General features: G+C 59.2%; 10 protein-coding genes. 9 read left to right on the top strand and 1 reads right to left on the bottom strand.

The features are described from left to right. Nucleotides 1–132 precede the first annotated feature (132 nt). Nucleotides 133–5,025 carry an NAD-glutamate dehydrogenase gene (locus FBY12_RS05555; RefSeq protein WP_145251835.1) on the bottom strand — a complete coding sequence of 1,631 codons (4,893 nt, stop codon included), beginning with the start codon at nucleotides 5,023–5,025 and terminating at the stop codon, nucleotides 133–135. A gap of 503 nt (nucleotides 5,026–5,528) precedes the next feature. On the opposite strand from FBY12_RS05555, the gene FBY12_RS05560 reads away from it, so the two are divergent. The 9 genes from FBY12_RS05560 (at nucleotide 5,529) to FBY12_RS05600 (ending at nucleotide 16,397) form a co-directional block, all read left to right on the top strand. Next, a complete protein-coding gene (locus FBY12_RS05560) occupies nucleotides 5,529–5,882 on the top strand; it encodes a hypothetical protein (protein WP_145251837.1) in 354 nt (117 codons plus the stop codon). Nucleotides 5,883–6,480: 598 nt separating this feature from the next. Further along, entirely contained in the window at nucleotides 6,481–7,698 is a 1,218-nt protein-coding gene (locus tag FBY12_RS05565) for a YcaO-like family protein (protein WP_145251839.1), read from the top strand. Beyond that, the gene (locus FBY12_RS05570) at nucleotides 7,670–9,370 is read left to right on the top strand and encodes an ABC transporter ATP-binding protein (protein WP_145251841.1); all 1,701 of its coding nucleotides are present in this window, start codon (nucleotides 7,670–7,672) and stop codon (nucleotides 9,368–9,370) included. Before FBY12_RS05565 ends, FBY12_RS05570 begins: the two co-directional genes overlap by 29 nt. Before the next feature lie 169 nt (nucleotides 9,371–9,539). Next, a complete protein-coding gene (locus FBY12_RS05575) occupies nucleotides 9,540–10,499 on the top strand; it encodes a MoxR family ATPase (protein WP_003218556.1) in 960 nt (319 codons plus the stop codon). Nucleotides 10,500–10,504: 5 nt separating this feature from the next. Further along, nucleotides 10,505–11,449: a DUF58 domain-containing protein gene (locus tag FBY12_RS05580; RefSeq protein WP_145251842.1), complete on the top strand. Its 945-nt coding sequence runs from the start codon at nucleotides 10,505–10,507 to the stop codon at nucleotides 11,447–11,449. After that, on the top strand, nucleotides 11,446–11,940 hold the full coding sequence (locus tag FBY12_RS05585; protein ID WP_145251844.1) for a DUF4381 domain-containing protein: 495 nt from the start codon (nucleotides 11,446–11,448) through the stop codon (nucleotides 11,938–11,940). Before FBY12_RS05580 ends, FBY12_RS05585 begins: the two co-directional genes overlap by 4 nt. Continuing rightward, nucleotides 11,933–13,012, top strand: a complete 1,080-nt coding sequence (locus FBY12_RS05590) for a VWA domain-containing protein (protein WP_145251846.1) — start codon at nucleotides 11,933–11,935, stop codon at nucleotides 13,010–13,012. The genes FBY12_RS05585 and FBY12_RS05590 overlap by 8 nt, the downstream gene beginning before the upstream one ends. Beyond that, nucleotides 13,009–14,748 carry a tetratricopeptide repeat protein gene (locus FBY12_RS05595; protein WP_145251848.1) on the top strand — a complete coding sequence of 580 codons (1,740 nt, stop codon included), beginning with the start codon at nucleotides 13,009–13,011 and terminating at the stop codon, nucleotides 14,746–14,748. The genes FBY12_RS05590 and FBY12_RS05595 overlap by 4 nt, the downstream gene beginning before the upstream one ends. Further along, entirely contained in the window at nucleotides 14,745–16,397 is a 1,653-nt protein-coding gene (locus FBY12_RS05600) for a BatD family protein (protein WP_145251850.1), read from the top strand. The genes FBY12_RS05595 and FBY12_RS05600 overlap by 4 nt, the downstream gene beginning before the upstream one ends. Nucleotides 16,398–16,455: the final 58 nt, after the last annotated feature.

Below are 16,455 nucleotides of genomic sequence, written 5' to 3' on the forward strand. Positions count from 1 at the left end.
CTACAGAGGGACGCGTTGCCTTGTAGGAGCGAGGCTTGCCCGCGAAGAGGCCCGACCCGCCGCCACAGAACTCTCAGCCATAAAAAAAGCCCCCGCATCTCACGACACGGGGGCTTTTCATTCAGTGCCGAATCAAGCCACTGGTTCCAGCTCCTGCGTTGCCGCAGGCACAACCGCCTGACCACTCAATGCGAGGTCGAGCAGCTCACGGTTGGCCACCGCGTACATGGCGTAATCAGTGCCGCTGGCGGCACGGATTTCCACCAGCATCGCGCGCCAGCGTTCGATCATGCCTTCGTGCTCTGCCATCCACAGCGCCAGACGTGTTTCCACGTCGTGGCTGCCATCGCCCTGTTGCAGGACCGAAATGGTGATCGCCCGTTGCTGCCAGTCGACATCATCGCGGAACGCTTCACGGGCCAGCGCCTGCCAGTTGTTCTCAACCGGCAGAGCGCTGATCTGTTGCAGGTACCAAGTGATGTCCAGCGCGCTGCCAACCGCGAAGTAAGCCTTCGCCACGTCTGCTGCGTTCTGGCCAGTCACGTCGGCCGCTTCGATGATCGGCAGTAAGGTGTACAGGTGCGAAGTGCCAGCCACCATGCGCGCGAGCAACTCTGGCACACCGGCTTCGACGTACGCCTGATAACGGTTCTGCCAGTTTTCGTGGATCTCGCCGCTCAGTAGTTCGTCGAGCTTGAGGCCCAATTCCTTCAGATGCGGACCGAAGTGTGCGACGTCACGGGCAGCGTTCTGCTCGTTGCGGCGGGCACGCAGGAACCAGCGGGTAGCGCGGCGGCCGAGGCGCATCAGCTCGTCCATCAGCTCCAGTTGAACGTCGGCGGAGACCTGATAATCCAGGGCTTCGATCTGACGGAACCAGTGCGGGAGATGGAAAATGTCACGCACGATCACATAAGCGCCAGCCACGTTCGCCGGGCTCATGCCGGTCGACTCTTTGAGTCGCTGCACGAAGGTGATGCCCATGTGGTTGACCAGATCGTTGGCGATCTGGGTGCTGACGATTTCGCGCTTCAGACGGTGACGGCGCATGGCTTCGGAGAACTTGCTCACCAGACTCGGCGGGAAAGCGGTTTCCATGTCGCGGGTCAGGTATTCGTCGTCCGGCACTTGCGAGTTGAGCAGTGCTTCTTTGAGGTCGATCTTGCTGTACGAAATCAGCACCGACAGCTCGGCACGGGTCAGGCCATGGCCTGCCGCAACGCGCTCGTTGATCGCGTCTTCGGCCGGCAGGAACTCGATCGCCCGATCCAGCTTGCCGCGACCTTCCAGATCATTCATCAGACGCTTGTATTCGGCAATCCGCACGTACGCACGGCGGGCCGCCAGGGACAAGGCCTGAGTCTGCTTGTAGTTGTTGCCCAGCACCAGATTGCCGACTTCGTCGGTCATGCTCGCGAGCAACTGGTTACGTTGCTTGTCGGTCATGTCACCGGCCTGAACCACTTCGTTCAGCAGGATCTTGATGTTCACTTCGTGGTCGGAGCAGTCCACACCACCGGCGTTGTCGATGAAGTCGGTGTTGGAGCCGCCGCCATTGAGGCCGAATTCGACACGACCCAATTGGGTCATCCCGAGGTTACCGCCCTCGCCCACGACTTTGCAGCGCAGTTCGTTACCGTTGACGCGCAGCGCATCGTTGGCCTTGTCGCCGACATCGGCGTGGCTTTCGGTACTGGCCTTGACGTACGTGCCGATGCCGCCGTTCCACAACAGGTCTACCGGCGCCTTGAGCAAGGCGTTCAGCAGTTCGGTCGGGGTCAGCTTGTCAGCCTGAATGTCGAAGCGCTCTTTCATCTGCGGGGAAATCGCGATGCTTTTCGCGCTACGGGAGAAGATCCCGCCGCCCTCGGACATGATGCTGGTGTCGTAATCCGACCACGCCGAACGCGGCAGGTCGAACAGTCGCTTACGCTCGGCGAAGCTGTTCGCCGGCTGCGGGTTCGGGTCGATGAAGATGTGCAAGTGGTTGAATGCAGCGACCAGTTGCAGGGTCTCGGACATCAGCAAGCCGTTACCGAATACGTCACCGGCCATGTCGCCGACGCCGACCACGGTGATGCTGTCTTTCTGCACGTTGATCCCGCGCTCGCGGAAGTGGCGCTGGACGCCGACCCACGCGCCTTTGGCGGTGATGCCCATTTTCTTGTGGTCGTAACCAGCCGAGCCGCCCGAAGCAAAGGCGTCGCCGAGCCAGAAACCGTAGTCGATGGCGATACCGTTGGCGATGTCGGAGAAGGTTGCAGTGCCTTTGTCCGCGGCCACTACCAGGTACGGGTCATCGTCGTCATGACGCACGACGTTGACTGGCGGCACCAGCGCGCCGTCCTTCAGGTTGTCGGTGATATCCAACAGGCCCGAAATGAAGATGCGGTAGCAGGCGATGCCCTCGGCGGCGATTTCGTCGCGACCGCCGCCCAATGGCAGGCGACGCGGCAGGAAGCCGCCCTTGGCGCCGACCGGCACGATCACCGAGTTTTTCACTTGCTGGGCTTTTACCAGACCCAACACTTCGGTGCGGTAGTCTTCTTCACGATCCGACCAGCGCAAGCCGCCGCGCGCAACGTTACCGAAGCGCAAATGCACGCCTTCGACGCGTGGCGAGTAAACGAAGATTTCAAACTTCGGCACCGGTTTCGGCAGTTCAGGAATCAAGTGCGGGTTGAACTTGAAGCTGAAGTAGGACTTGTTATGGCCCTGCGCATCAGTCTGGTAGAAGTTGGTGCGCAGCGTGGCTTTGATCAGGTCCAGGTAACGACGCAGGATACGGTCTTCGTTCAACACCTGGACGTCATCCAGTGCAGTAACGATCGCGTGTTCCAGACGTTGTTGCTTGTCTTCCAGATCGTCGCTGGTGAGCTTGCGCGCCAGGTAGAAACGGGTTTTGAACAACCGGGTCAACTCGCGAGCGATGTCGGTGTGGTTGTTCAGCGTGCTGGCGATGTAGCCAAGGTCGAAGCCCAGGCGAATCTGCTTCATGTAACGCGCATAGGCACGCAGCAGCGCCACGTCGCGCCATGGCAGGCCGGCGGTCAGCACCAAACGGTTGAAGGCATCGTTTTCGGCATCGCCACGCACGATGTGGACGAATGCGTCCTGCAGCGTGTCGTTGAGTTGCTGGATGTCGAGTTCCAGACCTTCAGCGGCCGTGAACGCGAAATCGTGAATCCAGAACTCGCGGCCATTGTTATGGCGCAGGCGATACGGGAATTCACCCAGCACGCGCAGACCGAGGTTTTCCAGAATCGGCAGCACGTCGGACAGCGCCAGCGGCGTGTCGGCGTGATACAGCTTGCAATGCAGCTCGCGTTGGCCGGAAACCTGGCCCAGCGGCTGATAGAAGCTCATCACCAACGGATTTGTCTCGGTCAGGCTCAACAGGTGCTGCATGTCGACCACAGCCGAATGCGCGGCGAAGCGCTCGCGGTAACCGGCCGGGAAGCCTTTCGGGAAGTCGGCCAACACGTTGGTGCCGCTGGCTTCGCCGAAGCTTTCAACGGTCAGGCTGGCGTAGTCGTCCTGCCAGCTGCGGCAGGCCTGGACCACTTCTTTTTCCAGCAGGACCGGGTCGATGTCCAGACGGTTCTTCGGATCAACCCGCAGAATCAGCTGCACACGCGCCAAAACGGACTCGGAGAAGAATGTCCAGAATTCGCAGTCCGAGGCTTTCAGGCGATCCATCAGCACTTGCTGGATCTTCTGGCGCACTTCGGTGGAATAGATGTCGCGCGGCACGTAGGCCAGGCAGTAGCAGAAACGACCGTACGGGTCTTTGCGCAGGAACACGCGGATCTTGTTGCGTTCCTGGATCTGCACGATCGACATCACGGTGCTGAACAGCTCGTCGACCGGGGTCTGGAACAGGTCGTCGCGCGGCAGCACTTCAACCACTTGCGCCAGTTCCTTGCCCAAGTGAGCCTTGGCCTGGAAGCCGGAACGGCGTTCGATTTCTTCGACCTTGCGGCGAATGTACGGAATCACTCGCACGCTCTCGCCATACACCGAGGAGGTGTAAAGGCCCATGAAACGGCATTCCTTGATGACTTTGCCGTCGGCGTCGATTTCACGAATCGACACGTAATCCGGATACGCCGGACGGTGCACACGGCTCGGGTGCGCAGCCTTGGCGAACGACAGCAGGGTCGGTTCGCGCAGGTAGTTCACGGCGTAGTCTTCGATGCGCAGGTCTTCGTAGGTCAGGCCGGTGCGCAGCAGTTTGGTCAGGCCGAGGAACGAATCCTGGTCATACACGATGTGGCCGCCATCGGCTTCATCGCGGACCACAAATTCTTCATAGCCGAGGAACGTGAAGTGGTTGCCCACCAGCCATTCCAGGAAACTTTTGATTTCGGCTTTTTCTTCCGGGTCGACATTGAACTGGCTGGTGTCGAGGCCGCTGAGCAGTTCCTGGACCTTTTCTTTCATTGGCTCGAAATCGGCAACCGCAACGCGGACTTCACCGAGAACCTGTTCCAGCTCTTTGCTCAGCACATTCAGTTCGGCCGCGTTGGCGCAGCGGTCGATTTCCAGGTACATCAGCGATTCTTGCAGGATGCCTTCGCCCTGGGTGCCCTTCGGCAGGATTTCCAGCAATTCGCCTTTGCTGCCGCGACGCACGCTCAGCACAGTGGTTTGCAAGGTGTGAATGCTGTAGCCGCGACGGTTCAGCTCGGTGCGTACCGAGTCCACGAGAAAGGGCAAATCGTGGTGCAGGACTTCGACCGCGGTGTGGGTCGACTGCCAGCCGTGGCGTTCGTAATCAGGGTTGTAGACGCGCACTTGCGGTTGCGTGTGGTCGAAGCGCTCAAGCAGGCGCCATGCAGAAAGGGTGCAGCCGGCGAGGTCGGACAGCCGACGCTGGGTCAGCTCGTCGAGGGAAATGATGCCGAAAAATTGTTCAGCAAACAGCGCCACTTGTGGCAGTGCCTGTTCACTGATGTGCTGCGCCAGTGCCGCTTGCAGTTGGTGCTGGAAGTCGGCTTTGCTGGCTGCGGTGAAGAACGCCATCTGTGGTACTCCGCTTGGGCTTGTTATTGATGGAAGCGTCGCGTGCAAAACCCCTTTCGGGGCGATCCGTCACCCGGTTCCTGAATCTCGGGCAGAGGAAACAGGGCAACAGGTGGGTGAAGCTGGACGAGACACTCAGGTCACATTCACCTTCCTTGAATGAATCCCGGAAAAAGCGCCCGCGCGATGAATTGCGCAGGTCTCTACCGGTATCCATTCGATGCGCAGCTTAACGAGTGCGACAACGTGCCTGCTTGCGGTGCTGCGACATATTCGGTCATCGGCACGCAGCTTGCGCCTTGCGCACCGAACAACACTAGCAGCCATACAGCAAAACGGCCGGTAAAAGCCCGGTTTTGCGCGATCTTCGTCCTCGAAATGACCAGCAACACATCGGATGTTCACGACACATGATCTGACACTCAGACGAGCAGAAATTCCCGGCGGCTGGCAGAATCGCCCTTTGATCGTCCTCACAATGCTCGCCGAGCCAGGAATCTCCCATGCAAATGACCACCGCCCTCTTGATCGTCAACCCGTGCGATGACGAAGAAGACAACATGGCCATGCTCTGCTGCCACAGCGAACAGGGCGACATGTTCCTGATGACCCGCTACCCGGACGAGGACGCGCTGGACATCAGCCTCGGCGATGAGCCGTCGACGCTGGACGGGGTAAAAGTCACCCTCAGCCCTACCCGCCTGCTGATTGAAATCGCCGCAGGCGATGCCGATGTGCTGAATGGCGATGATTCGCTGGAAATCATTCACAGCACGGCTGCGGGTGATTTGGCTGAGGTTGAGGAAACTTTGCAGAACATTCTCAAGGGGACTGGGACTTATATCAGTCAGATTTGAGGTGTTTGTTTTGACCTCATCGCGAGCAGGCTCACTCCTACAATTGATCGTCGTACGCCGTCAATGTAGGAGTGAGCCTGCTCGCGATGGCTTAGCCAGGACGCTAATTTTCCGAGTAATCCCGAAAACAAATATCCCCCCGGCAAAAAAAGCTCTGCCTGCTTAAAACCTTTTAAACATCGCAACCCATTGAAGTAATAAAACAAACAGCCAAACAAGTTTAAGTGCAAAAGTCTTTCGAGATATTTCCCACCCCTCCATCAGAAAACCCCCACAGCAAAAGACGACTTTTCGCGGCATCTTGCAATTGAAACCAATGAAGCCGACTGCTATTACTAATTTACTTGCGAAAATATTCGCAAGCGTGGCACTCGGTAGGACTGCCACACCCACCAATACAAGGAGTTAATGTCATGGGTAAAAAACGTTCTGAGATAGTCCCGTGGGATGATGAGCCACAGGCAATGGGCGGATCACAAGGTTTCCTGGCAACGGAAGTTAGCTTCTTTGCCACGCTGACCACCTGATTAATGCTTGTTATCGCCATGTAAAATGCCGAAAGGGCCCTTTCGGCATTCCAGAACCCCATGAGGTGTTTATGTCAGAGCGAGAGTTTGCCCCGACGACTGCGTTATCAAAAATTCAAAACATCATAAAATCATTAAATTTATTTTCAGTCACGAATCACACTGATAGCAATAAACTCGTCGCCACTGCAGATCTTTTCGACTCGCAAAATAACCTCATACAGTCCGGCGCTGGAAAAGGTCCCGACTCGCTAGTCGGAGCACTGGCAGAAAGCATCGAACATCTTTGCTTATTAATGCCTGCCACCAGCGACGTTATTACTCAATCATGCGAATTCATCGCCGGGCAAAAAAATGCGCAGCGCGATGGCTTTCTCACCAGCCTGACGCGCTTATCCCACTCAATAGAATCCCTCAGGCTCACAACAGTCGATAGCACCGCAGAGTTATTCGTTCCAACCACTCTGCTTTGCCCGAGGGTGACAAATAATTCAGTGAGCAGCGCGTGTCCAGCCACACAATTTTTGTCTCGATACTCATCCAATTCAGGTACGGCTTTTGGTTGTACCAAAGCGGAAGCGTTGCTTCATGGCACCCACGAGGTCATTGAACGGCACGTCCTGTCACGCTTTTTCATGGCGGTGTGCTCCATCGGTCCGGCGATAACGATGTATACGCCATCTAAAATCTTGCTTGCCACGGCACTGAGCGAAAGCTCCTACGCCCTTTCTCGGGCGGACAAATTACAAGTAATAATCATAAAAGACTTCATGAATGTATATTTTTCAGTCGCGCTACCAAAAGTTGGAGCCGGCCCATTCCATTTATCACCTATAGGGTCAGGTTGCTCACTGGACATTTGCATTGCGATTCAGAGGGCAGTGACGGAACAATTTCAAGTCGAAGATCTTTATGACGCCCCACAAGAAGCAATAGACAAGAAGACTCTGAATTTTCTGGCGGGCGCTGAAACATTGAAATCCCTGATAGATTTCTTCCCGGTAAAAAACTTGACACTGCCGACACTCGACATTCCAAAAATGGATCTCGCCAGCAGTGTTCCCGAGCAGCTCGAAGCATTACAAAACAATATTGAAAAGTCTGGAAAAACCATGTTCCACAGGGTTTTAGCTCAATACGCTGAAAACGGCACGGTCTGCCAGACTTATATTCCAGGTCTTGAACGTTTCAATTTGATAAGAAACGGGTACTTCGTTGCTCCGCAGCGAGTCCTACGCCAAGACAACAATAGGGCAACCCATGCGAACGTTCATCACAACAGCCTGTAGGAACCACACCGCTTTATTGCTCTCGACCGTCATAACAATCATAACGTTGAAACTCATAGCGCTTGCACCCCCACTTTTACTGGGAAAAGTGATCGACGCCCTTAATGGCGATCACGACTCGCTGTCTACACTGCTAACGCTTACAACGGGTTTCGTTCTGGCAGGATGTATACAAGCGGTAGTTAATCCACTGCAATTATTTTTCCTGTCCAAGCTGGTGCAGCAAGTTGTATTGAGTGCGTCCACTCAATGGGTTGCGCAATTGATGCGAAAGGAGTTCCTGCAGTTCAGTTCGTGGCGAATCGGACATTTCATAAAATCAGTTGAGCGAGGAATAACAGCGCACGAGCAGTTGCTGACATTTTTTGTGACCATCGGATTTCCACTGTGCCTGGAGTTTCTGATCGTCGGGAGCGCCTTCATTTACATGGGAGGCGTCGGCGTTTTCTTCGCGATGATCAGCCTTGGCCTGGTCTATCTGTTAGCCGCTCACCGAATCATCAAATGGCGTAGAAAACACATCGATGCCGTCAACGAGCAAGAGGATGAACTCAGCGCCATCCTGTTCAGCACCATGAGCTCAGGCAAATCGATAAAACTGGAAAACGCCGAGTGCACCGCAACCCAGCCGTTAAACCGGGCATTTGAGCAGTACGCGAATGCGGCGATCACCGTCGCAAGCTCCGGCGGCATTTTGAGCGGGGTGAAGATTTTGTTCGTCAGCCTGTCGACAGGGGGACTACTCGCTTGGGGAGTACTCGGTCAATTGGCGAGCGAGCCCAGCATCAGCGTTGGACAAATGGTTGCGATTTTCTCGATCGCAGGCACTTTTTTACTCAACATCACTGCACTGACCGAAGGCTACCGGGTGCTGGATCAATTTCTCGCTGACCAGCGTCGGCTTCAGCAGCTCCTGTCATTACCCAACTTTGATGAAGGTCGACATGAGCAAATCGAGCCTCGCGAACAATCAACGTTGGTCCTCGATCCGTGCGTCATGACCGACGATGCAACTGTTCGCTTGTCTATCGAGACCTCAATTACTTTGATTGAAGGTCAGTCGGTCGCAATCACGGGGCCCAGCGGAGCAGGCAAGTCGACTTTGCTGGAGGCGCTCGCCGGTTTGAATGTTGCGCTGAGAAGTCACCTGAGCATCGATGGTGTCCCGGTTTCGAAGTTGAGCGCAGAAACACACCTCAGTGTCGTCAGGTATTGCCCACAGTTACCGCAGTTTCTGGAGGGCACTTTTGAACAGTCGGTCCTGTTTGGAATTGAGCCTTCGTCACATCTGAACAAAGCAATACAGCGCTTGAATCTTGAAAACATCGTCAGTCAACGCAACATCACAGAAAAAGCTACCAACATCTCTGGCGGCGAAGCTAAACGCCTGTCACTGCTGCGCCTGATAAACCGGCCGGGTCATTTCAATTTATTCGACGAACCCAGTGCATCAATCGAACCGAAAATGGCCGCCCCGGTATGGGACCTGCTATTCGATACTTTCGGCAGCCGTGGATTGATCTGTGTCACCCACGATGTCAGCCATTTGCACCGATTCGACCGCGTCATCGTCATGCAAAACGGCGCGATTGTTGACGAGGGCACATGGTCTGATCTGCGCAACAGAGCAGCCATCACGCTGCTGTTAAATGACATTCAGACGTCGGAGTAGCTCGCAGGTGAATGGTCGCCATGCGCAGCGCAACCAGGACGCGGGACTTATTTCCCGCATTTTGCGCAAAATGCCGTTAGTCGCCACCCCCCGCCATGCATTAAAGTAACGCCCCCAGCCCTGGCGTTATTCGGACGTCTTCGGTCACCCTTTCCAGGAACAGTCATCGATGGAACATCGTGAAGCGCTGCTAGCGCTGCGAACATTTCTTTCAACGCAGATTCTCGGCCAGGAAAAACTCATCGAGCGCTTGCTCATCGCCCTGCTCGCTGACGGCCACATGCTGGTCGAGGGCGCACCTGGGCTGGCCAAGACCAAAGCGATCAAAGAGCTCGCCGAAGGCATCGAAGCACAGTTCCACCGTATCCAGTTCACCCCCGACTTGCTGCCCGCCGACATTACCGGCACCGAGATCTATCGCCCCGAAACCGGCAGCTTCGTGTTTCAGCAAGGCCCGATTTTCCACAATCTGGTGCTGGCGGACGAAATCAACCGCGCCCCGGCCAAGGTTCAGTCGGCATTGCTGGAGGCGATGGCCGAGCGCCAGGTCAGCGTCGGGCGCAGCACCTATGAACTGTCGCCGCTGTTTCTGGTAATGGCCACGCAAAACCCGATCGAGCAGGAAGGCACTTATCCGCTGCCCGAAGCTCAGCTCGACCGCTTCCTGATGCACGTGAAAATCGGTTTCCCGGACGCCGCCGTAGAACGCCGCATCCTGCAACAGGCGCGTGGCGAAGCGCTGAATGGCGAAACCAAGCCTGAGCGCCGGGTCAGCCAGCAGGCGATTTTCGCCGCGCGCAAGGAAATCCTCGGGTTGTACATGGCCGACGCCGTGGAGGAATACCTGGTGCAACTGGTCATGGCGACGCGCACGCCGGCCAAGTTCGACCCGGAGATGGCCGAGTGGATCGCCTACGGCGCCAGCCCGCGTGGCTCGATTGCGCTCGACCGCTGCGCCCGGGCCCACGCCTGGCTCGCCGGTCGCGACTTCGTCAGCCCGGAAGACATTCAAGCGGTGCTGTTCGACGTGTTGCGCCACCGCATCATTCTGTCCTTTGAAGCCGAAGCGGCGGGCATCGACCAGGACCGAGTGGTCCAGCGGATTCTCGACGTCGTAGCCGTCGCTTGACCCTGATGAACGCCAGCCTGCCGCCCGAGCCGGGCATCCGAGTCAGCCTCGCCGAGCTGATCGAGATGCGCCATCGGGTGCGCGAAGTGCAGCTGTTTTCGACGCCGAGCCAGCGCAGCCCGTTGATCGGCCTGCATCACTCCAAGCTGCGCGGGCGCGGCGTCGATTTCGATCAGGTGCGCGTTTATCAGGCCGGCGACGACGTGCGCACCATCGACTGGCGCGTCACCGCGCGCACCCAAGAGCCACACACCAAACTGTTCCACGAAGAACGCGAACGGCCGATTTTCATCATGGTCGAGCAAAGCCGTCGGCTGTTTTTCGGCTCGGGGCTGATGTTCAAATCGGTGCTCGCCGCGCAAGCCGCGAGCCTGATCGGCTGGGCGGCGCTGGGGCACAACGACCGGGTCGGCGGGCTGGTGTTCGGCGACAACGAGCATTACGAAATCAAACCTCGGCGCAGCAAACAGAGCCTGCTGCAACTGCTCAACCGGCTGGTGCGGGTCAACCAGTCGCTGCACACCGAAAGCGAGCAGAACCGCGATTCGCTGAACCTGGCCCTGCGCCGCGCCCGCGAGGTGTTGCGCCCCGGCAGTCTGGTGATCGTGATCTGCGACGAGCGCGCGTTGACCGAAGGTTCGGAACAACAATTAAGCCTGCTGGCGCGGCACTGCGATCTATTACTGCTGCCGTTATCCGATCCACTGGACCACGCCCTGCCCGCCGCCGGCCTGCTGCGTTTCGCCGAACGCGGCGCGCAACTGGAACTCGACACGCTGAATTACGACCTGCGCCAGACCTATCGCACCCAGGCCGAAGCACGCATCGCCCGTTGGGAATTGCTCGCGCAGAAGCTGCGCTTTTTGTTGATGCCGCTGAGCACGCAAAGCGAAATGGTCGAGCAATTGCGCGAATACCTGAACCCGCAGAAACCGGGGAAAGGTCGATGAGCAGCCTCGATCAACTGCAACCGCTGATGACTCCGCCGCCGATTGGCTTCTGGCCTCCCGCGCCGGGGTGGTGGTTTCTGCTTTTATTGCTGCCGCTGATCGGCTTTGGTTTGTGGCAGTTGCGCCGCTTCATCCCGAACAAACGCCCAATCGTACGCGCCGAGCAACCGCTGGACCCGGTACGGGTCGCCGCGCTGGCCGAACTCGCGCAAATGCCCAAACCCTATGACGGCGCGCCGGCCGGCGCCTGGTTGCAGCAACTCAACGGTTTGCTCAAACGCCTGTGCCGCAACCACTACCCCTATAGCCAAAGCCACACGCTGAACGGGCGCAAATGGCTGGCGTTCCTCGACAACCGCTGCCCGGCCGCCGGTTTGACGCGCTGGATGGTGCTGGTCGAAGGCGCCTACAAACCCGAATGCAAACTCGACGACAAAGCCATCGCCGGCCTGACCCAAGCCGTCGACACGTGGATTCGCAAACATGTTTGAGTTCGCCTGGCCGTGGATTTTCGTACTGTTGCCGCTGCCCTGGCTGATGCGCCTGGTGCTGCCGGTGGCCGACAGCGGCGAACCGGCGCTGAAAGTCAGCTTCCTCAGCGACCTCGAAGGCCTGGCCCGACGCCGCGCCCGCGCCAACCTGCCGGCGTGGCGCCAACAAGCGCCGTTCATTCTTTTGTGGTTCATGCTGCTGATCGCTGCGGCGCGCCCGCAATGGTTGGGCGAACCGCTGCCGATTGCCGCCAGTGGTCGCGATTTGCTGGTGGCGGTCGACGTCTCCGGCTCGATGGATTTTCCCGACATGCAATGGCAGGACGAAGACGTCAGCCGCTTGTCGCTGGTCCAGCATTTGCTCGGCGATTTCCTCGAAAGCCGCGACGGTGACCGAGTCGGCCTGATCCTGTTTGGCAGTCAGGCCTACCTGCAAGCGCCGCTGACCTTCGACCGCCACACCGTGCGCGTGTGGCTGGATGAAGCGCGGATCGGCATTGCCGGCAAAAACACCGCCATCGGCGATGCGATTGGCCTCGCGCTCAAGCGCTTGCGCCTGCGTCCGGCGCAAAGCCGCGTGCTGATTCTGGTCACCGATGGCGCTAACAATGGCGGCGAAATCGATCCGCTGACTGCCGCCCGTCTCGCCGCCAGCGAGAACGTGAAAATTTATCCGATCGGCATTGGCGCCGATCCGGAACAAAGCGGCACGCTGGGCTTTCTCGGCGTCAACCCGAGCCTGGATCTCGACGAACCGGCACTCAAAGCCATCGCCGAAGCCACCGGCGGCCAATATTTCCGCGCCCACGACGGCAAGGAATTGCAGGCGATCAAGGACATCCTCGACACCCTCGAACCCGTCACCCAGCAACCGACCCAGGCCCGCCCGGCTCAGGCGTTGTATCACTGGCCGTTGGCGCTGGCGCTGCTGTTGAGCCTGTTATTGGTGATGCGCGAACTGTGGCCGGACAATCCACTGCAACGCCTGCTGACCAAGGACCTGTTTTTGCAAAGCCAACTCCCCGACTGGCGCCAGCGGCTGAATCGTCTGCGCCTGCGGAGGCGTCGATGAGCGCGCTCTGGCCGTACTGGTTCCGCCCGTGGTGGCTGCTGCTGTTGCCGGTGCTCGGCTGGTTGCTCTGGCAACTCTGGCATCGGCAAAAACGCGCCGGGCGTTGGCAGATGATTTTGCCACCGGCCTTCCACGCCGCGCTGCTGAGTGGCGGCAACGGTCGCGACAGCAAATTGCCGTGGATCGTCCTCGGATTTGCCTGGGTGCTGACTATTGGCGCGCTGCTGGGGCCGAGTTGGCAAAGAGTCGAGCAGACCAGTCAAAAACCGGCTGACCCGCTGGTGGTGCTGCTGGAGCTGACCCCGGAAATGCTCGCCACCGACAGCCCGCCAACCCGACTGGAGCAAGCGCGGCGCAAGTTGCTCGACTTGCTGCAAAGTCGCAGCGACGCGCAAACCGCAATCGTCGTCTACGCCGGCAGCGCCCACACGCTGGTGCCGCTGTCGGATGACCTGTCAACCAGTCGCAATTTGCTCGACGCGCTCAAGCCGTCATTGATGCCCGAGGCCGGGCATCGCGCCGATCTGGCGGTGCTCAAGGCCTTGGCGCTGTTGGATCAAGGTGCGCTCGGCCAGGGTCGAATCCTGCTGATTGGTTCGTCGCTGAACGAACAGGAACGCTTCGGCATCGAGCGCGCGCTGGACGGCAAATCCACCGAATTCCTGATGCTGGGCGTTGGCACCGCCGAAGGGGTGCCGGTGGCTCAAGAGGACGGCAGTTTCCTCAAGGATGCCCAAGGCGCGATTCTGGTGCCGCACCTCGACAGTCCGGGGCTCAAGTCTTTCACCGCCGACCTCGGCGGGCGCTACCACGCGGCGCGGCTGGACGATGCCGACCTCGGCACCCTCGGCTTGCTCGATGGCCCGCGCAACCTGCGCGACGACGGCCAGACCTTGCGCCTGGATACGTGGGCCGATCAGGGTTATTGGCTGCTGCTGCCGTTGTTGCTGCTGGCCTCCCTGGCCGGCCGCCGCGGCTGGCTATTCTGCTTGCCGCTGCTGTTTCTGATGCCGCAACCGAGCTACGCCTTCGACTTCGGCGATTTGTGGTTGCGACCCGATCAGCGCGGCTTGCACCTGCTGAAAAAACAGCAGCCGGCCGAAGCCGCCAAACACTTCGAAGACCCGCAATGGCAAGGCGTGGCGCTGTATGAGGCCGGCGACTACAACGGTGCCGCCCAGCGTTTCGCTCAGGGCAACGACGCGCGGGCACACTACAATCGAGGCAATGCGCTGGCGAAAAGCGGTGAGTTGGACGCGGCGCTGGATGCCTACGATCAAGCGCTTGAGCGCCAACCCGACTTGCGTCCGGCGCTGACCAACAAGGCCTTGGTCGAAAGTCTGCTGAAACAGAAATCGACGCCACCGGAGGTCGAACCCGAGCCCCCCGAAGGCGAAGCGCCGGGTGCGGTCGGTGATGTTCCGCCGCCCGAGTCCGCCACTCAGCCGTTGAGCAGTGGCGAACCGAAAACCGAGGCCCAGCCGAACTCGGCGGACACCGAAGAACCGCCCACCACGCCGCCGCAACCCGGCCCGAATGAAGTACCGGGCAGCGAGTTGGAGGACGAGCAAAGCACCACGCCACCCCGGCGCCCGGCGAGCGACAGCCTCGAAGGCGAGCAGGTTCAGGCGCTCGAACAATGGCTGCGCAAGATTCCGGACGACCCCGGCGAACTGCTTCGACGCAAGTTCTGGTACGAACAGCAACAACATCAGGATCAGGGAAAAACTCGATGACCCGCTTCAGCGCTTTCTTGCTTGCCCTGCTGTCTGCCCTGATGCTCGCCAACGCTCAGGTGCAGGCTGCGGAGCTGGGTGCCAGTGTCGATCGCAGCCGCCTGAGTTCCGGCGAAACCGTCGAGTTGATCCTTGAATCCAACGACGTGACAATCTTCGGCAAACCCGACCTGACCCCGCTGGACGCGGAATTCGAAGTGCGCGGCACGCGTCAGGTCAACCAGTTGACCACGATCAATGGCGCCAACCGCTCGACCACGCGCTGGTTCATCACCCTGCTGCCCAAACGCAATGGCAGCGTCGAGATTCCGTCGCTGCAACTGGGCGACGGGCGCAGCCAGCCGATCACCCTGCAAGTGGTCGAAGGCGAAACCCAGGACAGCAAGAACAAACTCGCCCCGGTGTTCATCGAAGCCAGTCTCGATCAGGCCAGCGTGTACGTGCAGGCGCAGGCGATCCTGACGTTGCGTATTTACCATTCGGTGTCGCTGTATGACGACAGCAGCCTGACGCCGTTGCAGGTGCCCGATGCGCGTATCGAGCAGCTCGGCGACTCGCGCACTTATGAAAAAGACATCAATGGCGTACGCCATGGCGTGATCGAAATGCGCTATGCGATTTTCCCCCAGCACAGCGGTGTGCTGAACATCCCGCCGCAGCAGTTCAGCGCCACGCTGGTGGATGCGCAACCGGCGCAGGACCCTTCCGGACAGGGACCGAAACCGGGCAAATTACTCCGCGTCAGTTCGGCGCAAATCGCCCTGACGGTGAAGGCCAAACCGGCCTCCTACCCTGCCGATGCACCGTGGCTGCCCGCGCGCAGCCTGAGCCTGAGCGAGAGTTGGAGCCCCGAGCCCGATCAAGTGCAGGTCGGCGATTCGCTGACCCGCAGCCTGACGCTGAAAGTCGATGGTCTGGCCAGTTCGCAACTGCCGCCACTGCCCGCCACCGACATCAACGGCTTGCGCCGCTACCCGGACCAACCGGTGCTCGGCAACCAGAACAGCGAGCGCGGCTTGATCGGCAGCCGTGAAGAACGCGAAGCGCTGGTGCCCGCCCACAGCGGCGCCATCGAGTTGCCGACGGTCGACGTGGTCTGGTGGAACACCTTCGAAGATCATCTGGAACACAGCAGCCTGCCGGCGCGCACCCTGCAAGTGCTGAACAATCCGAGCCTGATGGTCGATACCCCGACCGGCAGCCCGCAAGTGGTCTACGGCGCCGACAGCGAAGCGCTGTGGTGGTGGAAACTCAGCACACTGATTCTGGCCTGCACCACCCTGCTCGGTTTTGGCTTGTGGTGGCGCGCGCGTTGGCAACCGGCGATCCTGCGCGCCGCGCAAACCGGACCGAGCCCGCGCAGCGTACTCGACGACCTCAAACGCGCCTGCCAGGCCAACGACCCCCACGCCACCCGTCAGGCACTGGATGCCTGGGCGCGGCAACAACCGGAAACCCTCGCCGAAATGGCCGCGCGGTTTGTGCCGCTGTCGGATGCGCTGGACGGCCTCAATGGCGCGCTCTACAGCGAATCCGGCCAGCACTGGCAGGGCGAAGACCTGTGGCGCGCAACACGCGCGATTCCGCTGGCAGAACGGGTTCAAGACCCGGTAGGCGATAGCGGATTGCCGCCGCTGTATCCGAAATAACGCTTTACCGGGCTGCCTGATCTGCAGCGAAGCGATTCCCGGAAAATTCCTACACAAG

This window comes from Pseudomonas sp. SJZ131 (assembly GCF_007828705.1).
GTDB classification, from domain to species: domain Bacteria; phylum Pseudomonadota; class Gammaproteobacteria; order Pseudomonadales; family Pseudomonadaceae; genus Aquipseudomonas; species Aquipseudomonas prosekii.